The sequence below is a fragment of the Luteitalea sp. genome (assembly GCA_009377605.1).
Lineage (GTDB): Bacteria > Acidobacteriota > Vicinamibacteria > Vicinamibacterales > Vicinamibacteraceae > WHTT01.
On sequence record WHTT01000023.1, the window covers coordinates 33,300 to 59,370 of the forward strand.

Sequence of the window (26,071 nt, forward strand, 5' to 3'; positions counted from 1 at the left end):
GCCCTCGTCGAGCGTGACGCGTAGATTGTTAGTCGCGAGAGTGCGCAGATGGGCAATGGTGAAACCTTTGTTGCGCATGCTTCGATGCCGCGAGCCATTGGCGACACGATCGAAGCAGCAGTTCGACAGATCCAGGACCGCTCAGGCCTGTCCACGATCAAGACTTGGATAGAGACTGACATAGCCGGTCGCTTCGTTGGAACGGAGGTCCTCGGCGCGATAGCAAGTTCAACACACTTCCTTGCAGATGTGACGGTTCTCAACTTCAACGTGACCTACGAGATTGGGTACGCGATCGGCCTTGAGAAACCCCTGGTCCTCGTACGAAATGCAGCAATTCAGGACGCTGGGCCCACTATTGGCGAGGTCGGTGTCTTCGATACCCTCGGTTACCGGACTTACGAGAACTCGTCAGACCTCTCCGCGATCTTCCGGGCCATACCTGAAGCCAAGCCTATCAGATTGCCTCCAGCTGAGCTGAATCGCAAGGCGCCAGTGTACGTCACCGACGCGAAGTTCAAGACCGATCCGGCGACACGTATTATCGCCAGAGTAAAGAAGGCCCGTTTGGGCTTCCGGAGCTTCGACCCGAATGAACAGCCGCGCTTGTCTGGTCCCGATGCGATTCGTCAGGTCGCACAGTCGTTTGGCATCTTGGTTCACTTTGTTCCCAACACGGTTGCCGACGCCCGCGTTCACAACCTTCGAAGCGCTTTCCTCGCTGGCTTGTCCCATGGGATGGGGAGAGTCACTCTGCTATTGCAGAACGGGGATGAGCCAGTGCCTATCGACTACAGAGACCTCGTTGTTGCGTTCTACCATCCCGACCAGATTGACGAATCAGTAGCAGAGTTTGCGACGAGGGTAACCGAAGCCTTTCAGGTTTCCGTTGAATCGCCGGTCCGAGTGCCCAGGAACCTTCTGGAGAAGGTGAACCTTGGAGCGTCGTCAGCTGAGAATGAACTACGCGACCTCGCGGAGTACTACCTTGAGATCAACGCATACCAGCGCGCCCTGCGCGGAGACGTGCGAGTTGTCGTTGGGCGTAAGGGGTCAGGTAAATCGGCTATTTTCCATCGCGTGAGGGATCGCATTCGGTCTGCCAAGGGCAACATCGTTCTGGATCTCAAGCCAGAGGGCTACAAGCTCTTGAAGTTCAAGGAGGACGTACTCAGGCTCATGACGTCTGGCACCCTGGAGCATACGGTCACGGCGTTCTGGGAGTACCTGCTGCTGCTTGAGATTTGCTACAAGATCCTTGAAAAGGACCGAGTCCCTCACACTCGTGATCCGCGACTGTTTGAGCCGTATCGCTCTCTCGCGGGTGCCTATGATTCCGATCTCTACGTAGGCGAAGGAGATTTCTCTGAACGTCTATCGGTATTGCTGGAGCGCATTGGGTCGGAATTCAAAGCCAAATACGGAAGCGATGCTCATGTACGGCTGTCTGAGGGTCAGCTTACTGAATTGCTCTATGTCCATGACGTGAGGGCGCTCAGGGAGCAGGTCGAGCGCTATTTGCAACTGAAGGATTCGCTATGGTTGCTATTTGACAACATAGACAAGGGCTGGCCGGCTCATGGTATCCAAGGCGAGGACCTCGTTATCATTCGGGCTCTCTTGGAAGCGACACGAAAGATTGAAAGGCAGCTTGAGCGCCACGAGGTCGCGTGTAGGACGCTCGTGTTCCTGCGAAACGACGTATACGAGCTTCTCGTTCAGCAGACGCCAGACAGGGCAAGGACACGAAGGTCGCCTTGGACTGGACGGATGCGGATCTTCTGCGTGAGTTGCTCAGGCGCCGTTTCGTCTTTAATGGGTTCGACGAGAATCAAGCGTTCGAGGACATCTGGCGCTCGCTGGCGGTGAGCCATGTCGCCGGAGAGGAGAGTTCTCAATACGTGATCGAGCGATGCCTGATGAGGCCTCGGGCTCTACTGGACTTGCTCAATCATTGCCGAAGCGTAGCAATCAATCTTCGGCACGAGCGCATTGAAGAGTCGGACTTCAGGAAAGGCGTAGCGGCATTCTCTGCGGATCTTTTGGCTGAGATCGGGCTGGAGATCAGAGACGTGCTGGTTGAGGCCGAGAATGTTCTCTACGAATTCATCGGCAGCAAGGAGCGCATGCCGTCTTCGGACGTGGAGGCCATTCTGTCGAAGGTTAGCGGGTCAGAGCAAGAGAGAGACGCGTTTCTTGAGATCCTCTTGTGGTACGGAGTGCTGGGCTTGGTCAGATTGGACGGAGAGGTGACCTACATCTATTCGGTCAGCTACGACTTGCACCGCCTGCTCGCTGTTCGGCAGAGGTTGAAGGAGTCAGGCCTAGTCTACGCCATCAATCCGGCCTTCGTGGCCGGCCTAGATGTCGAGGTGTAGCCCGCAGGTCCCCAAAGGCGACTGGGCGCACTTTCAGAGTACCGTAATCTGCTTACAGTCGACCAGGGGTGTAAGCAGAGACCGCGACCACGCAATGAGCTTAACAAGACTACGCCTCATGAGAGGGGTGAAGTGCCGAGAGGTGGGCGGCCCGGACGCGGAGCGCGTCGCGGAGAACACCCTGTGGAGCCGGCCGGCACGCGATAGTTTGAAAAACGCCTCGGAGGCGCCGAGTCCGGCGTGGGGTACTCGGGGGCCCCACGCCTGCTGTGACAAGCCGCCGGAGAGGCGTTTTTCCGGCCGGCGGAACCGGGTGTTCGAGCGACGCGCTCCGCGTCCGTGGCCCCCGAGCGTCCGAAGGCCGTCATAGCTCGATTGGGTCTGTCGGTATATCGCAGCTCTATGTTCTCGTAGATAGTCCGGACCCTTAACTCCTCGCAGCGCTACTGAGCCTGCCGCAGATCTTCCACGAGCGCTTGTCCCGCACGCCGAATGTGACGATCCAGCAGTGACACGAGACGAGCCGTGTCCCGGGCTTCGATCGCCTCCAGGATGGCGCGGTGCTCGCGCCGCTCTTCGACGAGCCGGGGCTCGTCCGGCCGCCGGCGCAAGTGAATGCGCGCAATGGTCAGGTGCGCATTCTGATTGCGATAGAGCTCGGCGAGTCGCCGATTGCCCGAGGCTTCCACGAGCAGCGTGTGTAGCTCGACGTTGTGCCGTTCGTGTTGCAGGCGATCGCGATCGGTCGCCACGGGCCGATCGAGCGCCTCGACGATCGCGGTGAAGCGGGCGAGCAGGCCAGGCGTGAGGCGGGCGCCGATCGTCTCAGCCGCCAGGCACTCCAGGGCCCGGCGGATTTGGAAGATCTCGGCGACCGCCTCCGGCGTGAGGCCCGCGACAAATGTGCCGCTGCGCGGACGGATCTCGATGAGACCCTCGGCGGCCAGGCGGTTCACGGCGTCTTTGACTGGTGTGGCACTCACGCCGAGCTGGTGCGCCAAGGCCCGGACGTCGAGACGCTGGCCCGGGCGAAAGACGCGGGTGAGGATCCTCTCGCGGATCACCTCGAACACCGAATCCGACGCGCGGGCACGATCGAGCTTGGGAAGTGTGGGCACGGCCGCCATGTGTAATGCCGCAGATCCTGAATTGTAATATCAGAGCCCTGACCGCTCGTGTTCTCCGTCTCCGTCGAGTTGCCGCGAAAGCGCGAGGAGCGCTGGACCCTGTCCCCAGGGATATACGCCGAAGGCCCGCGTGGCGTACATCTCGCGTGATCCTATCGGCGTCGCTTCAGTGACCAATTGCAGGGCACCCGTCTGATCGATGAGCGCCGGGATTGCCTCCCGGGCGCGGCGTTCCATCGATTCATGTGTCGACCGGTCGAGAAGGCCGGATCGAACAGCCCCGGGAAGCGCGGATGCGACCATCGCCGCCAGCGTGGATTCCGCGAATGTCCGCTCGTCATCGATGATCGTGTGCCACAAGCCATCTGTCCGCTGAGCTCTGGCAAGTCCGTCGGACAGAGCCCGCAGCCGCTGGTGCAGCTCCAGCCGCGCCGGATGTTCGGATGGGAGCTCGACGAGTGTGTCGACCAGGCCCAGCAGCGCCCAGCCGTTGCCGCGAGCCCAGCGCTCGCCATTGGGACCACAGCGTAGCTCGTGACCGTGCACGAAGAGACCGGTCCTCTCGTCTTGTAGCAAGCGCGCGTAGGCCAGGAGCTCGCCAGCGCCCTGATCGTAATAGCGGTCTTCGGACGTGGCCGTGGCGAGTCTGACGAGAAAGGGCGGATCGACGTGCATGCAGTCCACCCAGATTTGATGCTGCCAGCCGGCCTGATCGGGGCGATGCCAGCGCGCACCGGATTCATGCTGCGGAAAGGAGGCGTGCAGCGCTGCCAGCCCGCGGGCCGCTTCGAGAAACGCGGGATCACCGGTTCGTCGCCAGAGCGCCAACAGCTCACATCCCGGGCCGACGTGGTCTGCAGCGGAGCAGGCGACACCTCGTCCGAACCACGCCCGGAGCAGGCCATGCACGAATGCTGGGGCGGCGGCATCCCCGACAGCATCGGCGAAGACCATGAGGCCACGCAAGGCAATCGCTTCCCCAAAGCCCCAGACGCGAAAGTTCCAGGTCATGGTGCGTCGCGCCACGCGCCGCAGCCTGTCGACGCTCACCGCAGGAGCCGCGTCGTTGTGGTGCGAGCCGTTCCGCCACCTGGCTGGGACAGCTCGACGTAATATTCAAACGCATGCTCTTCGTCTGGGATTGGCAGGCTGAACTCGAACGGATGCGCGTCATCGACCATCGACGCCCAGGATTGCCCGGCCCGGTAGTGAAGCGTCGCGGACGTGATCTGTTTCTCCGAGGCTTGGAGCCAGACGAAGGCGTTGGTCTCTCGGCGACCCATCGAGATCATCATGCCAGTGACGTTACCGAGCGACGTCGCCTGCACGCGGTGACTCTCGGCGCTCAGGGGCTTCGTCGCCTGGTCGAAATAGCTGTCGTGGAGACGCGTGAACACCGGCATCTCCTCGACCACGAGCGCGGTGAGGCCCCTGGGCGAGATGGGGACCGTCAACCGTCCGTCGATGGCGGCAATGGTATCCGAGACCTTTCCGTCGTGCCACACACGAACGCGGTAGCGCTTGCCGACGGAGTACGGGAGGTAGTCTCGGTTCAGCTGAATCTCGGCTTGTGACCGACGAGGCGATTCGTTCGCGAGTGCGAGGTAGAAGTTGCCGTTGCCGTAGCCGGAGAGATAGTTGATCTGCGGATCACCGATCGAGACGATGTGCTTCGGCATCCACAAGCGGACGCCAGAATCGCCATAGAACGTGCCAGGACGGTCTCCGTAGACCTTGCTCTGCAGATACGCATATCCCTGCGCATACCGGGACGGGAACGTGATCTCATGCTTCGATCGCACCTCCACGTCGGACACCAGGTAGTCGACGAGCAGCGCAATGTGCGGCCACACGTGGTTGTAGTAGACCTGGTTGTACGAGAAGGCGCCAAACAGACGCCGTGGATAGTCGGCACGCGCGTACACATCGCTGAACTCGACGTTGATATCGTAGCCGGGATAGTTGGCGTATCGGCCGATGACGGCGGATCGCGCGACGGCACGCAGGAACGGATCGTTGCTTGCGTCGGCCACACGCAAGAAGTACGCAGCGTAGTGCGCCAGAAGGACGGCAGGATTGCCCTGAAAGGTGGTCGAGGCCTCCGGCGTGAGACCAATCTGTGAGACACGCCACGCTGGAAGCGTTTGCTCGGGCGTGCGCATGTGGAAGTTGCGCCCGCGATACCCCCATCCAATCGGCGCCTTGTTGTCGAGGTCCACGGTGACGCTGCCTGCGGGGGGCGTGGGATACAGCCAGCAGAACGAGGCATAGCGCTCGGCGCCACGGGTCGCCGCGTCCAGGTACCGCTGATCGCCCGTTTCCTCGTACAGCTCGAAGAGGTCCACCCATTTCGGTGCGAAGTCGGTCCAGAACTGCCCGCCGGTCTCGACGTGGACGTCCGTGAAGTCGGTTTGTGGCGTGTCGATGCGTTCTTCGACGTAGGCGTCCGCAAGTTGCCTGGCCGTGTCGAGATAGCGCTGTTCTCCCGTGAGCCGGTACAAGGCGAGATTGTTCTGGAACGTGTTCGTTTCGCTGACCATGTCGAGGTTGAGCGCCCGAGGTGTCTTGGCCATCTCCAATGCGTAGCGATGAAACACCGGGCTACGTTCCCGCGTGACGTGGAACAGCTCGGCGAGCTCGCTGACTTCAGCGCTCGGCCCGTTCATGTTGTGCGATGCGCCCTGCCCCTCGATGTGCGTGGCCTCGGAGAACAGATACTTCTCGCGCGACATCAAATACTCGGTGACCGGAAGGGCGCGTCGGCGATAGATCGCGGGGTCGTCTCGCAGCAGTGCAACCGACAGGGGATGGAGCGCCGACACCACCTTGACCGTGCCCTCGACGTCACTGGCGTAGTCGAATCCCTTCAGATCCGGAACCCAGCCCGAATACTGATCGTCCATCGCGAAATCGATCATGTTCGTGATCGTGTCGTTGAGCGAGTGCTCCGTGTTCTCTCGAAGATCACGGAAGTCGAAGAGCGACTTCGCGATGTGCTGGAACGCGGCGTACCAGTTGCCGTTCACCAGGACGGGACGCATGCGAAACGCAAAAGCTCGACCTGCTTCCATCCGTGACCCGGCCTTGCCGAAGAGCGGAGCAAACACCATCGGCTGCGCTCCGCCGGCGGGGTTGCGAAGCATCAGCCCGAATCGAGAGTTGTCGATGTTCGGCAACCGGTACGGGCTCTCGGCGGGATCCGTGGCGAGGCCGAGCGTGGCGCCGTTACGCGATACGAGCGTCGCGGGCAGAGTGGCCATGAACTCTGCCGTCAACAGCGGCGCACGCGGAAAGCGTTTTTCCTGCCAGACGAGCGGCTGCCAGAAGCCCTCCGCCGTGGGCGGATCCGTCTCCGGCGCTCCCGTGTATCCGATGGTGTACCAGCCAGCCCGCTTCGGCGTGAACCGGAAGGAGAGAATCGGCTCCTTTCCGTCTCCGGCCGGCTCGATTGTGGCTTCGAGCGCGAAGTCGTCCCGAGCCGGGAAGATCCACTCTATGGCGCCCGTGCTCGTTGTATTTGCGGACGCAGCCTCGACGGTCTGCACGGTTCCGGCTTCGAACAGCACGTCGGTGCGTCCCTCCGAGCCCTGCTTCTGCCACGAAGGCAGCGCATACGCTTCGGGATCCGTCATCTGCGTGCGTCGACGTGGATCGGAGAACGCCCGGGTCATCGCCATCTCAGGGTCCGCATCGGCTCGGATGACCGTGAAGCGAGGCCGAAAGCGTTCCTTCATCGGGCCACGCGTCACTTCAACACTTCGATCCGGCAGCGGCCGTATCGAATACGCTGACTCGTCTGCCGAGAGAAGCGCCATGCTCGCGACGAGCAGCGTCACGACGAGCGAAGCAGTCATCGGGTCACTCCTCAAGTCGCCCAGGTCAGCGCCCGCATGGGGACGCGTTCTCGCAGCGCCGCCAGCTCGCGCAGGCCGATCTCGTCCAATGTACGCGTGGGGTGGCGGACGCGGGCGCTGGCAATCACACCGCCTGCCGCGAGGTTGTGCTTCATTGCAGAGACGCCGAGCCCAGGCTGGAGCTCGTAGCGGATGATCGGTAGGTACCGCGTGATCTCGTCACGCGCGGTAGCCTCGTCTCCGGCCTTCCACGCCTGATGGACGCGCACGAACATGTCCGTGAGATCAGAGCCGGGCATGATGCCGCGCGCGCCCCTGTTCAATTCCTCGATCAGGAATTGGCCGTTGAGGCCGCCAAAGATCGTCAATTGGTCGCCGGCCAGGCGGCGGACTTCGGTCATCTTCGGGCCCGTCGGCGGCGCCTCGATCTTGGCGTAGCAGGCGCGTGGCAGCGTTCCAGCGAGCCGTGCGAGGAGCCCCGGAGCCATGGCGACGCCGGTCATGAGCGGCGCGTCCTGCACCATGATGGGAATCTCGAGCGCCGCGTCGATCGCTCGGTAGTACTCGAAGATGCCTTCGGCATCCGGCTTCAGGTAGTAGGGAGGGACGACCATCACGCCCGCCGCCCCTTCCTTTTGGGCCTGCACGCTGAGCGCCACGGCGACGTCGGTGCCGGTGTGTCCTGTCGAGACGATGATCGGGATGCGGCCATCGACCTCACGCACGATCGCGCGCAGGAGGGTCAGGCGCTCCTCGCTGCTGAGCGTGTACCCTTCGCCCGCCGTGCCAAAGAGGGCGAGACCCTGGGCGCCGCAATCGAGCAGGAAGCGAACCAGGCAGAGCTGGCTGTCGAGGTCGAGCCCGCCAGCTTCGTCGAACGTCGTGTTGACGATGGGGAAGATGCCTTCGAAGCGATTCACCCGGTTCCCCCTCCTTTGCCCTCGCCACTTTCCCTGACCGCGGCAAGCGTAGCACATTCAGTCTTCGATGTGACATTGTAAATCTGAAATGTTCCATTTGATATTAAAAAGGCCCTGTGCTACCGTTTGCTCCCAGCCAACCACAAGGAGCTGCGCCATGCCCGTGAACGCTCGCCCCTGTCGCTGGGGGCAGGTCGCCATCCGTCGCGCCTGCCGCTGGGTTTCTGTGCTGACCTTCTGGTTGATCGCGGTCACGACCGCTTTCGCCCAGCAGGGGCGAGGTACCATTCTCGGCACCGTCACCGACAGCACGGGGGTCGCGCTGCCTGGCGTGACGGTCGAGGTCGCGAACGTCGCCACGGAGGTGTCGACGAGCGTGACGACCAACGCGCAGGGCGCCTACGCGGTGCCGAACCTGCTGGTAGGTGAATACACCGTCACGTTCAGCCTCGAAGGCTTCACCAAGATCGTCCGCGCCGGCATTCTCCTCGAAGTGGACCAACGTGCCCAGGTGGATGTGCGGCTCGAGGTCGGCTCGGTGAGCGAAGTGGTCGAGGTCAACGCCAGCGCGTCTCGCGTCGACACCACCACCGCCACGCTTGGCAAGGTGGTCGAAAACCGCCAGATACAGGAGCTGCCACTGAACGGCCGCAACGCGCTCTCGCTGGTGCTGCTGACGCCTGCGGTGCAGTCGGGCGTCGGGCCGTCGGCCAGCGGGTTCGGCGATCGCGGCACTGAGCTTGCGCTGATCCGCATCAACGGCAGTCCGCTGGCCGCGAATAACTTCCTCGTGGACGGCCTGAGCAGCACGAACCCGTACTATCCCGATCTCAACATCAGTCCGACCGTGGACGCGGTGCAGGAATTCAAGGTCCAGACCAGCACGATGTCGTCGGAATACGGCTTTACGCTCGGCGGCGTCGTCAACCTCGTGACAAAGTCCGGGACCAACAGCTATCACGGCACGCTGTACGAGTTCGTCCGCAACGACGCGCTCGATGCGAACAGTTGGCAGAACAACCGTACCGATAGCGAGAAGGCGCCGCTCGACTACAATCAGTTCGGCGGCTCGCTCGGCGGGCCGGTTCGCCTCCCCTCATGGCTGGGGGGCCTTGACGGCCGCGGGCGCAGCTTCTTCTTCTACAACTTCGAAGGATATGAGTTCACCACAAGCCGCAGCGGCTTTCTGACGGTGCCGACCGAGGCCATGCGCCGCGGGGATTTCTCGGAGTTACGTGACGGCGAGGGCCATCTCATCACGATTTTCGATCCTGCCACGACGCGGCCGAATCCCAACGCCAATGGCTTCATCCGCGATCCCTTCCCCGGAAACATCATTCCAGAGGACCGTCTCGACCCGGTCGCACAAAACATCACGGCGTTCTATCCGTTGCCGAACCGCACGCCGGACAATGCCCCCTCGCGACTGAACAACTACGTCGGTACCGTCTCGAACGAACGCGAGTTCCGCCAACACGTCGCACGCATCGACCACGGCATCTCGGATCGCAATCAGCTCGCCGTCCGCTACGTCTACTCTCGGCAGTTCACGGACCAGGGCACGTCGAACCTCTACCCAGATCCGGTCGTCCGGACACGGAACGATCCGTTCCGCGGCCACAACATCGTCGTGACCGACCAGCACACCTTCTCGCCGACGCTCTTGCACGAAACGCGATTCGGGCTGGCCAAACAGGTGTTCGACTTCACGGTCGTAAGCTTCGGCGGCAACTGGCCGCAGCAACTCGGACTGCCGGCGAGCGTGCCACCGGATACCTTCCCGCAAATCCGCAATGGTCTACCCACTTTCATGACGGGCACCGTCGGCAACCGCGGCGGCGAGGTGTGGCAGCTCGCGGATACCTTCACGTGGCTGCGCGGCAATCACTCGCTGAAATTCGGCACGCAGCTCAGGTGGACCGAGGCCGAGAATTTCCAAGCGGCCGATCCTTCCGGTGACTTCACCTTCTCGAGCAGCCTGACCAACAACGCCTCGCCGGATCCCACCGCGCGCATCAACACCGGCGATGGGTTTGCGACGTTCATGCTCGGGGCCGTCGACGAAGCCAACGTGACCACCCATCTCCCTGAGGAGCAGGTCGGCGGCGCGGTAGCCTTGTTCTTCAATGACGAGTGGCGAGTCTCGTCGCGGTTGTCCGTCAGCCTCGGCGTGCGCTACGACCTGCAGCAGCAGCCGTCCGAGCGGAACTGCGGCACGTCGAACTTCAATCCGTTTGCCACCAATCCCACCAACGGCCTGCTCGGTCGGACGGAGTTTGCCTGCGTCGACGTCGACCGTCCGTTTGCCCGCACGGACACGAACGACGTGGCGCCGCGCGTAGGCTGGGCCTGGGACGTGCTCGGGGATCAGTCGACCGTGATACGAGGTGGCTACGGCATGTTTTATGCTGGCGCGTTCCAGTTCGGCATCCTGAATCTTGAAAGCACGAACGGCTTTGGGACGACCTCGACCACGTTTCTGCCGCCAGGCAACAACACACTGCTGGCGGCCTTCCAGTTGCACGACGGCTTCCCGTCGCCGCCGCTGACGTCACAAGGCGCGGACTTCGGGCCGAACCTGTTCGCCCTCACGAACAATGCCCAATATCGCGCGGCGGACCAGCCGACGCCGGTCTCGCACCAGTGGGGCCTGTCCCTCCAGCGGCAGCTCGCTGGCAGCTGGATCGTGGAGGCGGCATACTCCGGAAACCGCGGCCTGCACCTGATCGCCGGGAACTACGATTTGAACCAGGCAGACCCCGCGCTCATCCGCGAGCTCGGCTTGGCGGGCGAGCTCGATAACCTGGTGCCGAACCCGTTCGCTGGACAAGTGCCCGGCGAGCTCGGCGCGGCGGAGATTACCCAAGAGCAGGCGCTTCGCCCGTATCCGTACGTCGGCGACATTCCCGTGCGATCGCCGCACCTGGGCTCGTCAACGTACAATTCGCTGTTGCTCTCGGCGCAAAAGCGCTTCTCTGACGGCTTTTCGCTCCTGGCCTCGTACACCTATGCGCACTTCGAGAGCGATTCGGTGCGGAACCCCATCAACTTCGTCGCGACGGAAGGCGGGGGTGAGTTCGACTTTCAGAATGGGCGGTTCGACCGGGACGCCGAGTGGTCAGAGGACCCCTCGAACGCCCCACATCGGCTCGTGCTCAGCGGTGTGTGGGATCTGCCCATCGGCCGAGGACGCGCCGTCAACATCGACAATGGTCTGCTCAATGCGATCGCCGGCGGTTGGCAGCTGAACGGCATCGGCACCTTCGTCTCTGGCGCGCCGCTCATCGTCCGCGGCGCGAGTAACGGCCTGGCCGATCGGCCGGATTTGCTGCGAGACCCGTCGTTGCCGGACGATCACGTGGACGAGCATCCGGAGCGGGGCGTGCTGTTCTTCGACCCGACCGCCTTCGCCAATCCGGAGCCGTTCACCTTCGGGAACACACCGCGCGCCGTCAGCAGCGCGCGCACGCCCGGTGCGGTCATGGTCGATCTGTCGCTGTTCAAGACCGTCCGGTTCTCGAACGGCACCGCGCTGCAGTTTCGTCTCGAGGCGTTCAACGCGCTCAATCATGTGAATCTTGGACGGCCAGCCATGTCGTTTGGGGCCGGTCCGGACGGCCTGAACAGCAGCGATAGCTTTGGCCGCGCCACGACAGCCCGCGCGCCGCGCCAAGTGCAAGTGGGGATAAAGCTAATTTTCTGAGGGAGCCTGCATGCGCTTCTTTCGACGCGCGTTCTTCAGCCGTCTCGGCTGGCTGGTGGCTGGTGGCGTGCCGGCAGCGCGAGCGGCCACGTCCGAGGCCGTCAGTCTGCCCGCGGACCAGGCAGCCACAGGGCCAGCAGACGAGGCGGAGGTCATCCGTGCCGACTACGACCTCATTGTGGTTGGGGGCGGCATCTCGGGAACGTCCGCCGCGATTAGCGCCGCCCGCAACGGCCTACGCGTCGCCCTCGTGCACGAGCGTTCCATGCTCGGCGGCAACTCGTCGAGCGAGGTCAAGCTCTTTCCAGAGAACAACGGGGGCAACCAGCCGTGGATTCGAGAAGGCGGCATCCACGAGGAGTTCCACACCGAAGAGCGCGTCCGCAACCATCTCGCCTACGTGGAAGGCACGATGAACTGCCATTGGGACCTCGTGCTCTACGAGTGGGTCATGCGTGAGAAGGGCATCCGCCTCTATCTCAACACCCACATGCATCGCGTGCTCATGCGCGACGAGTCACACATCCGTGCAGTGCACTGTATCCAGCTCGGGACCGAGAAGACATTCGAGCTGAGCGCACCACTCTTCCTCGATGCGACCGGTGACGGCGTCCTCGCGCACCGCGCGAAGGCAGACGTCAGATGGGGGCGCGAATCTCGGAGTGAGTACGGTGAGGCGCTCGCGCCGGAAGAAGCGGACGAGCGGGTGATGGGGAACACGCTGTTCTTTCGAGCCCTGGACACCGGTCGTCCCGTGCCGTTCAAGCGACCTGAATGGGCCGCCGAGCTTCCGACAGAAGCCGACCTCACGCGGCGAGGTCACAGTTTCATCGATGGCGGCTACTGGTGGATCGAGGTGGGCGCGCCGCATCACCCCATCACGGACAACGAAGAAATCCGCCACGAGGCACTTCGCCAGTTGCTCGGTGTCTGGGATCACATCAAGAACAAGGGCGACCATGGCGCCGAGAACTACGGCCTCGAGTTCGTCGGCTTCTGGCCCTACAAGCGGGAGTCTCGCCGCGTCATCGGCGACTTCGTCCTGACGCAGGCGCACGTGCAAGACCCGACCCCGTTGGACGATACGGTTGCGTATGGGTGTTGGGGGATCGACATCCACACGCAGGGTGGGATACTGACACGCAACGTCGAGCCGTATCCGCCGCCTCGCACGGACGAGAACTGGGAGACCTTGGGAACGGCGGTGTACGGCATTCCACTGCGCGCGCTCTACTCACGGAAGATCCAGAATTTGATGATGGCCGGACGTCCAATCAGTTGCTCGTACGTGGCATTTGCCTCGTCGCGCGTGCTATCCACGGGCTCGATTGTCGGCCAAGCCGTCGGCGTCGCCGCGGCGCTGTGTCGGAGGCACGAGACCACGCCGCGCGACGTCGCTCGTCGTCATGCCAAGGAGTGCCAGCAGATCATCCTGCGTCAGGACGGCCACATTCCAGGCGTCGAGAACGAGGATCCAGCCGATCTGGCACGCCAGGCGCAGGTCACCGCCAGCAGCGAATGGCCTCTGGTGTGGCCGGAGCCGAACGACGAGCGCGAGCTCACGACGCCTCACGCACAACTGTTCCCGGTGTCCGGCGACCGCATCGACAGCGTGAAGCTGCTGCTTGAGTCGAAGCTGGATCGAGCCGTGACGCTCGATGTCGGCCTGCGCGCCGCGCCGCACGTGTGGGACTTCCGATCGACCCGCGACCTGGCCACGGCGCGGACCACGATTGATGCCGGACAGTGCGGGTGGGTCACGGTGCCCTTGAAGGCCCGTGTGGAGCAGACGAGGCTCTATTACGTGCACGTCAGCGGGCAGCCGGGCATTTTCTGGAAGCTGTTCAAGGAGGTCGACGGTGAGCCGAATCGGTGTCCGCCAGCCACGTGCCCGGCGACCCTGCCCGGCGAGCGACGGTGGCGGCCCCTCACCGGAGGCTATAGCTTGTGCCTCGATGTGGCGCCGCAGTCGAAGCCTTTTGATCCAGGCAACGTCATTCGCGGTACGAACCGGCCAGACCGCTGGTCGAACGTGTGGATCTCCGATCCAGCCCAACGACTGCCTGCCTGGATTGCGCTACAGTGGCCGGCGCCGCAGTCGTTCAACACCATTCATGTCACCTTCGACACCGATGCGAATCGCCGCGTGACCTTGCCGCTGTTTCGCTATCCAGACTGCGTCCGCGATTATCGAGTGGAATGTTGGTCGAACGGCGCCTGGAAGACTCTGGTGGAAGCTCGCGACAACTACGTTCGGCGGCGGGTGCACCGCTTCGACACCGTGCAGTCCGAGCGCGTTCGGTTGACAATATTGGCAACGAACGGCGCCCCCTCGGCGCGTGTGTACGAGATGCGAGTGTACCTAGAATGAACGTCACTGCCCAGTTCATGTACTCGTGATGTGCGTCGGGCTTGCCGATGGACTACACCGACGGCCCCCTTGATCCCTTGATCCCTTGACCCCTTTCTTCTCCCATGCGTCTCGCTGACAAGATCGCTATCGTGACGGGCGCTGGCAGCGGGATCGGCCGCGCCATCGCGACCCGCTTCGGGCGGGAGGGTGCGCGGGTGACAGTGGTCGATCGGAGTCGCGAACGCGTTGACGAGGTCGTTGCCGCCATTCAGCACGCGGGTGGCGAGGCACTGGCAGCCGTTGCCGACGTAACCGTAGACGCGGAGGTCGGCCGCTTCGTGAAGGCGACGACCGAGGCAGCTGGCCGTCTCGACGTGCTCGTGAACTGCGCCGGGGTGACGGCATTCGGGACGGTCGCGGACAGTCCGGCCAGCGAGCTCGACCGGGTGCTGGCCATCAACCTGCGAAGCATTTGGACCGTCTCGCAGGCTTGCATCCCACACTTGCGCCGCTCCGGCGGCTCGATTGTCAACATGGCGTCAATCACGGGCGTTGTCGGCGCGCCCGGCATGGCGGCGTACGCCACGTCGAAGGGAGCCGTTATCACACTGACGCGCACGCTCGCGCTGGAGGTCGCTGAGGCCGCCATTCGCGTGAACTGTATCTGTCCCGCCTCGATCGACACACCGATGCTCCAGGCGTCCTTCGAACGTCAGGCCGATCCAAGCGCTGCCCGAGCGCGCAATGTCAAGCGGCACCCGCTCGGACGGCTCGGCACGCCAGAGGATGTTGCCAACCTGGCGTTGTTTCTCGCCTCGGACGAAGCCAGCTTCATCACTGGTGGCACCTACGTCATCGATGGTGGCGCGTTGCTCGCGCGGCGCTGGCAGGACTAGTGGGCTGTATCAGTCATTTGTGAAGTGGCTTGCGGAGCGCGGCGCCCGGCTGGCCAGGCGCGAGGAGGGAGCATACAGGCGGTATATGACCGACGAGCAACGCAGCCAGGCGGGATGCCCCGCCCGCAAGGCACTTTACAAATGACTGATACAGCCCACTAGCCGTGCACGATCCGACCAGGCCAACGGCGTCGCGTCCGATGCTGAGGATCCCCCATCTGCGATGGGGGATCCTCGGCCTCCTGTTCCTGTCGACGGTCATCAACTATATCGATCGTCAGGCGCTGTCGGTGCTTGCCCGCACAATCCAAGACGAGCTCGGCATGGACGACGTCGCGTATGCGAGGGTTGTGCAAGCCTTTCTGCTGGCGTACACCCTGTCATATCTCGTGTCAGGGCGCATCACGGACTGGTTGGGGACGCGCACCAGCATGGCGGCGTTCATCACCTGGTGGTCGCTCGCGAACGTGGCCACAGCATTTGCAACCTCTGCGTTCACGCTCGGCTTGTATCGATTTCTGTTGGGGGTGGGAGAGCCGGGGAACTACACGGTCGGACCAAAGGCCATCGCCGAATGGTTTCAGCCTCGCGAGCGCGGCCTGGCGTACGGCATCTACACGATGGGCGCGACCGTCGGCGCCACCCTGGCACCGCCGCTGATTGCGTGGGTCGCGGTGTCGCTCGGCTGGCGTGCGGCCTTCGTGATTACCGGTGCTCTCGGCCTGATATGGATCCTGCCCTGGCTATGGCTGTATCGCGCGCCCTATCAGCATCCGCGCCTCACTGAAGCGGAGCGACTTGTCGTGCCAGCGCCGGACCCGGTCCGCGCTCAGGCGCCCATATCCGAATGGGCTCGGTGGCGACCGCTCCTGTTGCAGCGAGATACCTGGCTGCTGCTCGCCAGTCGTGTCTTGACGGATCCGGTGTGGTACTTCTATTTGTTCTGGTTTCCAAAGTACCTGACCGACGCGCGCGGGCTCTCGCTCGTCCAGCTTGGGCAGGTCGCGTGGGTCGTGTACCTGGCGGCCGATCTCGGCTCCGTTGGTGGCGGCTGGCTCTCGGGCCGTTTCATTGCGCGCGGCGCTGCACCCATTGCCGCACGAAAGGCCGTGCTCCGTGTTGCTGCGGTGCTCGTCCTGATAGGACCGTCGGTGGCCTTTGCTCCCTCGATTCCTCTCGCGCTCGCCGCTGCGTGCTGCGTCGCGTTCGCGCATCTCGCCTGGCAGGCTACGATCGGCGCGCTCATCGTGGATCGGTACCCGCAGGCTTCGCTGGCGACGACCTTCGGCATCATCGCGGCGGGTAGCGGCTTCGGCGGCATGGTTTCAACGGGAATCGTCGGCTACCTCGTCACGACGTATTCGTACACACCCGTGTTCGTCGGGATGGCGGCGCTGCATCCGCTGGCGTTGTTGCTCGTGTGGCGCGTGCGAGCCGGTCGCCATGACAGGTAGCGATGACAGCGCGTGCCTCAATTGGGGAAACCATGAAGATCACAAACGTCGAAGCCTTCGCCATTCAAGCAGAGCCCAGTGACAAGAGGGCCTATTGGGGCAGCCGCGCCTGGGGAGAGAGCCGCCCTACGCAGCGGAAGACCGAAGTCTCCACCGAATATCCCCCTCCACAGCGACGTCGTCCTATCTATTCACGGACGATCGACACCGTCCTGGTGCGCGTCAGCACAGACGAGGGTCTCATTGGTTACGGCGAAGCCAAAGCCCCTGTTGCTCCACAAGTGACCAGGCAGATCATCGATCTACTGCTCAAAGACGTCGTGATGGGCCAGGATCCGCGTGACATCACGGTGCTGTGGGAACGCATGTATGCCGGGATGCGCGTGCGTGGCCACCGTGCGGGCTTCTACCTCGAAGCGATTGCCGGCCTGGACATCGCTCTGTGGGATCTGGCGGGCAAGGCCGCCGGCGCTCCAATCCATCGGCTCATGGGCGGGGCATTTCGCAATCCGGTCCGCGTGTATGCATCGGGACTGCCCGCGCTGGACATCAATCGGTCCGACGAGCAGTTCGAGGCGCTGGCCGAAGAGGCTGCGGACATTCAGCGCCGTGGGTTCACCGGCTTGAAGATGGCGCTCGGTCGGGGAATCGAAGGCGATTTGAAGTCGGTCCGGATCGTGCGGGAGAAGCTCGGCGACGAGTTCATCATTCATGCCGATGCCGCTGGGGTGTACGATCGCGCGCAAGCCTTGCGGCTCGGCAGGGAGCTCGAAGCGTTGAATCTCGGCTTCTTCGAGCTCCCGATCCCGCCCGAAGACATTGAGGGCTACGCCCAACTGGCGAACGCGCTCGCGATTCCGATTGCGTGCGACACGCTGATGATCCGGCACGAGGCGGCAGACTATCTGCGGCGCGGCGGACTGGACATCGTGCAACCGGACGTGTGCCGCGCCGGCGGCATCACCGAATGCCGCCGCATCGCGGAGCTCGCCGACGTGTTCGGCGCGGCATTCGCACCGCATCTCAGCATCGGATCAGCCATTCAATTCGCCGCCAGCGCGCATCTCGCCAGCGCGATGCCCAACACCATCACGTGTGAATACTGGATCGGCGACAATCCGCTTGGTAATTGCCTGCTGAAAGAACCGCTCCGATTGGAGAACGGCTACCTGCACACACCGGACGCGCCCGGGCTGGGCATCGAGCTCAGACCAGAGGGCCTAGCGCAGTTTGGAGTAGTGCCGCACCCGGCGGAGTAACGCCGCTGGCGGGTGAGCGGCGTCTGCGATGAGCCACCCGATCATCCGGTCCGGTGGGCCGAACAAAACGATGACACGAGCGTCGCGCGCCGCGCTGGGATGCACGCCGTTTTGCACGACATAACCGGCTGCCGCCCCGGGGAGGAGGGCGGCCGATGGAACCTCCAGACGCGCGATACCTGTCTCACGCAGGACGCGCGCGGCCCGCTGGCACGCGGGCCAGGTATTCGGGTCCCCGGTGAGCACGTGCGCCGGCAGATCGACCCGAGCAGCGCTTGTCTCCTCGACCTCGACTACCCACAGTGCCCGGCGGATGGTCTCGAGATCCGCCGTGTCGGTGATCTCCTCGTGCCGGAGCAGCTCGGCCCAAGCACCATCCGGCGTGTCCGCGAAATAGCGTGCCGGGCCTTCTCCCGGACCGTGCCACCGCCCCTCAGGCTGCGCGGTGCTTTCCCAGGCAAAGGGGTACCGCGGATCGGCCTGGCGAAAGAGCTTCATGTACTGGCGAGCGAGACGAGCGATTGAGCAAGGGCCCGCACGCGCTGCGGTCCTGGATCCTCGGGTGCCCATGCGCCCCGGAGCAACGAGGCTGGGCTCTTTCCATCCAGGGCGGTCCGACGTCGGTCGAACCAGCGGCGGATGCCGATCTCGTTGTACGTGCCGGCCAGGTCTCCGACGATGAGCGCCAGCCAGTGGAGTCGCGCAGCCACCTCGTCTGGCGTGGTACGCGCGCCGCTCTGATAGCGCCGCAGGCTCGAAAAGGACACACCAAGCAGCGACGCGAGCTGCTCGCTGTCGAACACGGCAGAGATCGCTTTCCACTCGTAGACCGGTGCGGGCGACGCTTCCAGCGCCGCGATCACCATCGTCAGAAGCTCCGCGAGCTCCGCTGGCGTGGGCTCCTCGACGTTGGCAAGGGCGCGGGCCGCGTCGCGGGCAATCCCCGCTCGCTCGATACGGCGTGCCAGCCGCTGAAGGCCTGCGGCATCGAACGGCACGACGTCAGCCGTACGGCCAAGGCCCATGGCCTCCGCGCGCCGCGCGGTCTCAATCGCTAGCCGCAACGGGCTCCCGACCGCATCAGGAACAGGAACGGACGACATATGGAATATCTCCAGGTCCCGATTCTATTCTGATCGTTGGCCGCCGTCAAGGCTCGGTGACACGAGAAAACGCGACGCTAATCGAGGATCCGCTGAAGGGCGCCGGCCCCCACCAGCGCCATCAGATAGCCGGCGAGAATGTCGCTGGGCCAATGGGCGCCGAGGGTCACCCTGGCCGCACCGGCTGCGAGCAGGATGACCACGCAGCCGGTGGCGAGCAGCCAACGCCGGGGTCGGCGGACGAGCGCCAGCAACGCCAGCGATCCCAATACCGATCCGTAGACAATGGCAGCAGTCGAGGGGAAGGAGGCGCCGGTCGGCTGTCCAACGACGTCCACGAGCGATGCCGCCGGGCGCGGCCGCGCCACGAGCGCTTTCAGCCAGTCACCCAACGGGGGGAGCGCAAGCGTGGCCACCAGCACCACGGTCGCGCCACGCCAGGTCGCGACATACCAGCCGAGCAACGCGCCAGCGCCGGCCAGCACGTACTTCCACGGGGCCCCGGCCGCCTCGGTCAATGCTTGGGCCCATGCCACGCCGGGTACGCTCGTCTGCACGAGCCGCGCGAGCGCGACGTCGCCGGGAAAGTATGGATAAAGTGCCGCCGCCGCCGAGAGGACGAACAGGACGGCCAGGCCCATCAGGAGTGTAGAGGCTCGCATGCCGCTCAGTATAGAGCCGGCCGGGCTCACTGTGCTGTGTGTGGCAGCTGCGCCGGGTCCGCCACCCACTCCGCGATCTGCTCGCGTGTCCAGTGGTGCTTGTCGTTGAGATGCACGATGAGCCAGCCGATCGGCAGGCGCTTCATACACCCTTCAGGGCAGCGCCGAATCACGCCTTCGAGGCAATCGAAGAACCGATCCAGTCGCATCGGCCGCAGGCCTTCGGCAGCTTCAGGCAAGCGATAGATTCCCTCGTAGGCCGCGCCGAGCGCACAAGAGCTCTGCTGGCCCCTGTAGTACTCGCCGAATGCTTGGATTGGCCGCCGCTTTGCACCCACCAGGATCGCATCTGCGAGCTCGCGCTGGTCGTCTCTTGCGGGTTCCACCATCACATGCCTCCGCGACTGCAAGACAACGGAGAACCTGAACCGAGAATATAGACAATTCTACTGCGGATCAGAGAAAAAGGTACCCGGTTCCTTTTCCTAGGCGGCGCGAACTGCCGCTATGAGCTGCTCGTACTTCGACAAGATGACATCCCAGCGGTAGTTGCGGCGCACATAGTCGCGCCCGTTGCGGCCCATCGCGGAGCGCAGCCGCTCATGGGACAACAGCAGCTTCAGGCCCTCGACGAACTCGTCCTTGTCCGCGTAGTAGAGCCCCGCATTGCTCGTCCGACAATGCTCGACGACCACTTCGCTTCGAGCGTTGGCGAGAATCGGCGTCCCAACCGCAAAGGACTCGAGCGCGAGCAGCGACAAGCTCTCGAATGGCGACGGCACGGCGACCACGGTGGCAGCTTCGAGCGCCGCGGCGCGCTCCACTTCGGAGAGCAGGCCCGCAAAGCGTACGGACGGCGCCTCCGGAATCGGCATCAGCTTGGCGCCCATGAGCACGAGCGTTGCGTCGCCACCCTCGGCCGCGTACGTGCTGAAGTACTCGAACAGCTCTTCACAGCCCTTGCCAGGATCGATGCGCCCGCCGTAGAGGATCATCGGGCCATAGAGCCGATGCCGGCGACGGAACGTCCAGCCCCGCTCACGGCTCCAACCGTTGTCGCGCCGCCGCTGATGCGGCGGCGACGCGGCGCCCGCCTCGTCCGAAGGATCGCGGCGCAGCGATTGGCCAGACGACGGCGGCGGAAGGTCGACCCCACAGCCGATGACGTCTTCCACGCGCGCGGTGATACGAAAGGTGTCGGTCACGAACCGCCGCTCGGCGTTCGTCTGGTACGCGATCGCCGCCGGCAGCGAGAAGACCTCTTTGTAGAGGTCGAGACGGATAGCCGGCTCGTCGTGCGCCGTGGGGACCAGGATGCTGCGCGAGGGCGCGATCTTCAGCCCGAGGACGGTGGGTGCGTACAGATACGTGAAGAAGATCAACAGGTCGTAGGAGGAGTGGCAGCGCTCGAGGTACTCGACGAGCCCGGGGCACCACGGTCCCTGCTGCGTGAGCCATTCGCGCTCGTCATCGGCGGTGTGCGGATAGTGAAAGATCCAATCCGAATAGCGGTTGAACGACTCGATGTCTCGCTCCCGGACGCTCGGGAACCTGCGAACGGTCACACCGCGAATGCGGTCAGCACCCTCGGCATACTCGTTCTTCCAGGTCACGTAGTTGCGGGCGCACGTGGTGAGAACCTCGACCTCGTGGCGCGACGCCATCCGCTCCGCGATGAGCCGGCAAGAGTACTCGGAACCGCCGAGGATGTCTGCGCCGTACCGCTGGACAATGAACGCAATTCGCATAGATCTCACCGCTGCCGACCGACACGAGCGAGCAGGCCGTCGAGGTGGCGCTCGATGGCTGCATCCGAAAAGGCCGTGAGCCGCGCCCGCTGTCCGGCGATGACGCGCTGCCGCACCTCGTCATCGTAAGCGAGAATTCCCAGCAACTCGGCCGCATACTCCAGATGTTTGGGTGAGAAGACAACACCCGCTCCTCCCAAGGTTTCTTGTACCGCTCCTGCGGCGTATGCGAGCACCGGAACATCAGCCGCCATCGCTTCGACGAGCGGCACACAAAATCCTTCGTGATCGCTCAGGGACAGATAGACGGACGCGCACCGATAGAAGGTCGCGAGATCGTCGTCTGGGACCGGTCCGGTGAAGATGAACCGGTCCGGCAACATCTGGAACCGCGCGATCAGCGCACGTAGCGTCGCGTAGTATGCGGGTGCCGCGTCGCACTTGCCGACAAAAATGAAGCGATAGTCAGCATCCACGTACCGCTTGTAGTGCTCTGCCAACCGCAGGATGTCTTCGAGGCGCTTGTTCGGCGCCACGCGTCCCACGAACAGGAAGTTTACCAGCCCATCGTCGAGCACGCGCTCGAGGGCCGGCCGGCGTGGCGCCTCGGTGATGCGGGTCGTGTTGACGGCAATCGGCATCACGCCCGTCGGGGCGAAGCCCAACGCCTCCAGCTCCTGCCGGTTGTACTCGGAGTCTCCCAGCGCCAGATCCACCTTGCCCACCAGCGTGCAAAGCTCCGCTCGGCCCAGCTCGGCAAGTCGGTACAGGCTGCTGTCGTAGGGGGCAAAGAAGGAGGCAGGCGTGATGTTGTGATATTGGAGCACGCGCGTGTGCTCCAGGGCACCAAACGCATCTGTCATCCGAGACGGCAGCGCAAAGTGGAAGATCGTGACCTCTCCCGACCGCGCCGCCGGATGGCCGAACGGCCGCACGTCGCCACGGAGGTCGTCATCCATGGTCAGCGCGAAGATCTCCGATTCGTGCCCGCGTGCACGCAGGAGATCGCGCACACGCCGCGCACTGTCCCCAATGGCGTCGCCTCGGTGCGCGGCAGGTACCCACTGGTGAATGATCATGACAGTGACGAGTGACGAGTGACTGTCACTCGTCACTCTCCAGCGGCAGCGCCAGAAACGCCGCGGGCCGAGACTGCCGGAGCTCACCGAGACGCTCGTGGCGCTCGAACTGCTGCCAAAAGTCAGGTGTCACATGGGGTGTCCTCGATGGCGCTGCGACCGCCTGCTCGACGAAGCGCAGCAGCGATCGCGCGAAATCGCGCCGCTGCAGACGCTCCAGCGCTGCGTCCTGGGCGGCTATCAGGCGCGCCTGGAGCCCCTCGTCCTGCAGGACCGTGTCCATCAGCGCCGCGACCGAGACGGGCTCCTTGGTGTCGTACAAGAGCCCGGCCCCGTCCAGCGTCGCCGGCACGGCGGCGGCGGCGTACGCGATCACAGGCACGCGTTTGTAGAACGCCTCCACGAGCGGCACGCAAAAGCCTTCGTGCTCGCTGGCGCACAAGAAGAGATCGGCGACGTCGTAGAAGGCCGTCAGCTCCTCGTTGCTGACGTGGCCAAAGAAGAACACATCCGGCGTGCGGAGTCGCACGACGAGCTGTTGCAGCATGGCGTAGTACGACTCGAAGCCGGCATGCGATCCGACGAGCAGCAGCCGCGAGCGGGGGTTGTACAACGTCCGGTAAGCGTGGAAGAATCGAATGAGGTCATCGATCTTCTTGCTCGGAACGATGCGCCCCACGAACAGGATGTTCGTCCAGTCGTCGTCGAAGCCGCCAGCCATGAGGCACTGCGGCGTGACGTCGAGATGTGAGAAGTCCGGCACGACCGGAAGGACGCCCGTCTGCGGGAACCCGAGCCCCTCGAGCTCTTGACGGTTGTACTCGGAGTCGCCGACGGCGAGCACGCAGCGGTCGGCGTACGCGGAGAGCTCGCGTCGTCCCATGAAGCACTGCTGCACCAGGTGCGGGTGCACACCGAGGAAGTACTGGGGCGGCGTGATGTTGTGGTACACGAGCAACATCTTCGCGGGGAGCGCATAGGCGACGCGCGACGCCATCGCGCCAATCGAGAAATGATGGATGAGCACGTGATCCGCCGCGCACGCGCCGATGAGGTCACGGTAGTGCCGGCTCGTCGCGCTGACACGTGGCTCGGCAGTCTCGACGAAGATATCCGATTGATAACCTGCCTCGCGCAGCACCCGCTGGATGCCGATCACTTCGTGGCCGATCGCATCTCCATAGGCCAGCGAGGCGAGAACCTGATGCACCGGACAATGGCTCATCTCAAATCAATTCTGAATGCCCAGTAACGCCCGACCCAAAGGTCCGGCCTACAGAGGGGGCCGCCTTCTCCGGACGTGGGGCGGGACGACCTGATGACGGCGGGGCCGGGCCGCTCCAGTGGGTACCGCTGCCAGGACGTCGTTGGCTGGCGCGAGCCTCCGTCGGCGGCGTGCGAGCCAACCAGGCAACGGTTCGAGCGTACTGAGCGCCTGGCCGCGCCGATCCGCTGCGGCGAGGCTGGTCAGCATCGCTTCGTACTTGTGGTCGATTACGGGCCACGCGTAGTGGCGCTGGAAGTACTCGCGACCCGATTGGCCCAGCCTTCGATTCAAGACGCGGTCGGTCCAGAGCAGGTGGAGCGCTTCACTGAACTCGATGCCGTTCTCATAGAAGAGTCCGGCGTTGCTCCGGAGGCACTGCCCCGCCAGGACATCACAGCGGCCGTTGGCGAGCACCGGGCGGCCGAGCGCCCATGCCTCGAGGGCGACCATCGAGAGGCTCTCGAAGAACGATGGCGTCACCAGCGCCTCGCACGCCGCAAGCGCATCGAACTTGTCGTCGTCGGGCACGAAGCCGAGATGATGAATGGAGGCATGTTCCGGGATGGGCAGAATCGAGTTGCCAAGGAGCACCAGCTGCAAGGCGCCGCTCTGTGCCGTCGGCTGGGTCAGGAAGAAGCGGAACAGCTCGCCGCATCCCTTGTTCTCGTCGATGCGACCGACGTAGAGCACGAACGGCCCCGTGATCCCGTACTTTTGCCTGAATCGCGCCGGGTGAGCACGGCCCGGAACGTGCGACGATACGCCGACGACGACGCCAGGCACCGCCTCGTTGTGGGCGATGGCTCCGATCATCGCACGCTCCTCGAGCGAGTTGTACATGATGGCGCGCACGGCACGGAAGATCGGCGCGAACAAGGCGAGACCGACCGCCGGGTCGCGCTCTGCCGTGGGAACCAGGATGGCACGATCCGGGACCGCGCGCACACCGTGGAACGCCAGGTAGTAGCGATAGCTGAAGAAAATGACGTAGTCGTAGGCTTCCCGCTGCGATGCGAGATGCGCCACCAGCGCAGGGCTCGTCGGCCCCTCGCTCTCGAGCCACGCGAGCTCGTCGGCCAGCGAGTGGCGGTCTTCGAACACGCGCAGCGACCACCGGCTGAAGTCGTCCGGCCGCCGGGCGCGCGCGACAGAGAAGCGCCGCACGCGCAGGCCGTTCACCTGGTCCTCACCGGCTGGATACGCATCCGCCCAGGTGACGTAATCCCGCGCGCACGTGGTGAGGATATCGACCTGATGGCGCCGGGCGAGCCGCTCGGCAATATAGCGCGCGTGGAGCTCCGCGCCACCGTTGATTTCGGCGCCGTACCGCTGAACGACAACCGCGAGCTTCACGTCTCTGACGTCGAAGAGTCGTCGGCCGGCGTGCCTGCCGACGATGGTGCCACCGAATCCGCACGCTCAGTGCGGCGATCGTCCAAGCCTGATTCCTGATTCCCGAGTCCTGATTCCTGACTCCTGATTCCCGAGTCCTGATTCCTGTTTTCCGTTTCCTGTTTCCCGATCGAGCGCTTCCGGCCCCGCCGGCGGCGACGTCGTCTCGTAGCCCGTTCGCCCTCGGCGTCCGCTTCTCCCCCCTCGGCTTCGCTCGCGTCCTTGTCGGCGCGGTACTCGACCACCCCTTCCAACGCACGCGCGCGACGCTCGTGGAAGTCGAGTCGGCTCTGGATCGACTCGATCCGCATCTTCAGGTTGCGGTTCTCGATGCCCAGCCGCGTCAGCTCCACGACGATGTTGTGAAAGAGCTCGAACTGCAGCGCATCGCGGCCCAGGAAGTGGTCGTTCATCTTGCTCTGCAGGTGCAGCGCATGCGAGACGACGGGCGCGCTGAAGAACAGCTTCAATATCGGATTGAGCGCTCGGCGGATCAACACGAGCATGCGGCCCAGCGCGCCCCGCGAGGAGGCATAGAGCGTATCCTCCTCGAAGCGGAAGTTGGGAGGCAGGTCTTGTCGCTTGCGGTACGCCTTGAGCAGCTCGGAGCGAACCGACTGCGGGTCGAGAAACTGCTCGAGTCGCACCGACGCGAGGTCGCGCAGCTCCTGCTCGGTGTAGTCGACGCCGCGCTTCTCCCGGACCCGCGCCCGGATCTGGCGCATGATCTCCTCGACGTCGACATGATCGGAACGGAGCGTGAACTCGGACATGGTGGCTCTGAGTGATCTGGCGAGCCTGGGCGGCCACGAGGGGCGCCCGGCTCCCTCTATTCTGGACCGCCATGCGGCCCGTTACGTGAAATTTGTTCTCGTT

20 protein-coding genes are annotated in these 26,071 nt (G+C 64.0%); 7 read left to right on the forward strand and 13 right to left on the reverse strand.

Features of this window, described 5'->3' with window-relative positions; translation table 11 throughout:
• The first annotated feature begins 84 nt into the window (after nucleotides 1–84).
• Together GEV06_09920 and GEV06_09925 are read left to right on the forward strand one after the other, a co-directional pair.
• Complete coding sequence (locus GEV06_09920; protein MPZ18215.1) at nucleotides 85–1,869, forward strand: hypothetical protein; 1,785 nt, start codon at nucleotides 85–87, stop codon at nucleotides 1,867–1,869.
• Nucleotides 1,870–1,901: 32 nt separating this feature from the next.
• Entirely contained in the window at nucleotides 1,902–2,378 is a 477-nt protein-coding gene (locus tag GEV06_09925; protein MPZ18216.1) for a hypothetical protein, read from the forward strand.
• 443 nt (nucleotides 2,379–2,821) lie between these two features.
• Here the strand turns inward: GEV06_09925 and GEV06_09930 are convergent, their stop codons facing one another.
• From GEV06_09930 to GEV06_09945, 4 genes are read right to left on the reverse strand one after another with little or no spacing between them, the layout of a single operon-like run.
• A complete protein-coding gene (locus GEV06_09930; GenBank protein ID MPZ18217.1) occupies nucleotides 2,822–3,505 on the reverse strand; it encodes an FCD domain-containing protein in 684 nt (227 codons plus the stop codon).
• 30 nt (nucleotides 3,506–3,535) lie between these two features.
• Nucleotides 3,536–4,555 (reverse strand): hypothetical protein, encoded by a 1,020-nt coding sequence (locus GEV06_09935; protein ID MPZ18218.1) that lies wholly within the window; start codon nucleotides 4,553–4,555, stop codon nucleotides 3,536–3,538.
• Nucleotides 4,552–7,359, reverse strand: coding sequence for a hypothetical protein (locus tag GEV06_09940; GenBank protein ID MPZ18219.1), 2,808 nt, complete (start codon nucleotides 7,357–7,359; stop codon nucleotides 4,552–4,554). The genes GEV06_09935 and GEV06_09940 overlap by 4 nt, the downstream gene beginning before the upstream one ends.
• A gap of 11 nt (nucleotides 7,360–7,370) precedes the next feature.
• The gene (locus GEV06_09945) at nucleotides 7,371–8,336 is read right to left on the reverse strand and encodes a dihydrodipicolinate synthase family protein (protein MPZ18220.1); all 966 of its coding nucleotides are present in this window, start codon (nucleotides 8,334–8,336) and stop codon (nucleotides 7,371–7,373) included.
• Nucleotides 8,337–8,367: 31 nt separating this feature from the next.
• On the opposite strand from GEV06_09945, the gene GEV06_09950 reads away from it, so the two are divergent.
• From GEV06_09950 to GEV06_09970, 5 genes are all read left to right on the forward strand, one after another.
• Nucleotides 8,368–11,982: a hypothetical protein gene (locus tag GEV06_09950; GenBank protein ID MPZ18221.1), complete on the forward strand. Its 3,615-nt coding sequence runs from the start codon at nucleotides 8,368–8,370 to the stop codon at nucleotides 11,980–11,982.
• A gap of 10 nt (nucleotides 11,983–11,992) precedes the next feature.
• Nucleotides 11,993–14,353, forward strand: coding sequence for an FAD-dependent oxidoreductase (locus GEV06_09955; GenBank protein MPZ18222.1), 2,361 nt, complete (start codon nucleotides 11,993–11,995; stop codon nucleotides 14,351–14,353).
• A 104-nt stretch (nucleotides 14,354–14,457) separates the two neighbouring features.
• Nucleotides 14,458–15,231: a glucose 1-dehydrogenase gene (locus GEV06_09960; GenBank protein ID MPZ18223.1), complete on the forward strand. Its 774-nt coding sequence runs from the start codon at nucleotides 14,458–14,460 to the stop codon at nucleotides 15,229–15,231.
• Nucleotides 15,232–15,431: 200 nt separating this feature from the next.
• Nucleotides 15,432–16,685: an MFS transporter gene (locus tag GEV06_09965; GenBank protein MPZ18224.1), complete on the forward strand. Its 1,254-nt coding sequence runs from the start codon at nucleotides 15,432–15,434 to the stop codon at nucleotides 16,683–16,685.
• A gap of 2 nt (nucleotides 16,686–16,687) precedes the next feature.
• Complete coding sequence (locus GEV06_09970; GenBank protein ID MPZ18225.1) at nucleotides 16,688–17,944, forward strand: mandelate racemase/muconate lactonizing enzyme family protein; 1,257 nt, start codon at nucleotides 16,688–16,690, stop codon at nucleotides 17,942–17,944.
• On the opposite strand, the gene GEV06_09975 is transcribed toward GEV06_09970, so the two are convergent.
• The 9 genes from GEV06_09975 to GEV06_10015 all read right to left on the reverse strand — a co-directional run bounded on the left by GEV06_09975 (nucleotide 17,906) and on the right by GEV06_10015 (nucleotide 25,968).
• Entirely contained in the window at nucleotides 17,906–18,442 is a 537-nt protein-coding gene (locus tag GEV06_09975) for an RES domain-containing protein (protein MPZ18226.1), read from the reverse strand. The genes GEV06_09970 and GEV06_09975 overlap by 39 nt on opposite strands.
• Complete coding sequence (locus tag GEV06_09980) at nucleotides 18,439–19,047, reverse strand: hypothetical protein (GenBank protein ID MPZ18227.1); 609 nt, start codon at nucleotides 19,045–19,047, stop codon at nucleotides 18,439–18,441. Before GEV06_09980 ends, GEV06_09975 begins: the two co-directional genes overlap by 4 nt.
• A gap of 77 nt (nucleotides 19,048–19,124) precedes the next feature.
• Nucleotides 19,125–19,709, reverse strand: a complete 585-nt coding sequence (locus tag GEV06_09985; GenBank protein ID MPZ18228.1) for a phosphatase PAP2 family protein — start codon at nucleotides 19,707–19,709, stop codon at nucleotides 19,125–19,127.
• A gap of 26 nt (nucleotides 19,710–19,735) precedes the next feature.
• The gene (locus GEV06_09990; protein MPZ18229.1) at nucleotides 19,736–20,098 is read right to left on the reverse strand and encodes a hypothetical protein; all 363 of its coding nucleotides are present in this window, start codon (nucleotides 20,096–20,098) and stop codon (nucleotides 19,736–19,738) included.
• Between the two features lie 96 nt (nucleotides 20,099–20,194).
• Nucleotides 20,195–21,457, reverse strand: a complete 1,263-nt coding sequence (locus tag GEV06_09995) for a glycosyltransferase (GenBank protein MPZ18230.1) — start codon at nucleotides 21,455–21,457, stop codon at nucleotides 20,195–20,197.
• 5 nt (nucleotides 21,458–21,462) lie between these two features.
• Entirely contained in the window at nucleotides 21,463–22,536 is a 1,074-nt protein-coding gene (locus tag GEV06_10000) for a glycosyltransferase (protein MPZ18231.1), read from the reverse strand.
• 25 nt (nucleotides 22,537–22,561) lie between these two features.
• Entirely contained in the window at nucleotides 22,562–23,761 is a 1,200-nt protein-coding gene (locus GEV06_10005; protein ID MPZ18232.1) for a glycosyltransferase, read from the reverse strand.
• Between the two features lie 48 nt (nucleotides 23,762–23,809).
• Entirely contained in the window at nucleotides 23,810–25,156 is a 1,347-nt protein-coding gene (locus tag GEV06_10010) for a glycosyltransferase (protein ID MPZ18233.1), read from the reverse strand.
• Nucleotides 25,153–25,968, reverse strand: a complete 816-nt coding sequence (locus tag GEV06_10015; GenBank protein MPZ18234.1) for a hypothetical protein — start codon at nucleotides 25,966–25,968, stop codon at nucleotides 25,153–25,155. Before GEV06_10015 ends, GEV06_10010 begins: the two co-directional genes overlap by 4 nt.
• Nucleotides 25,969–26,071 lie beyond the last annotated feature (103 nt).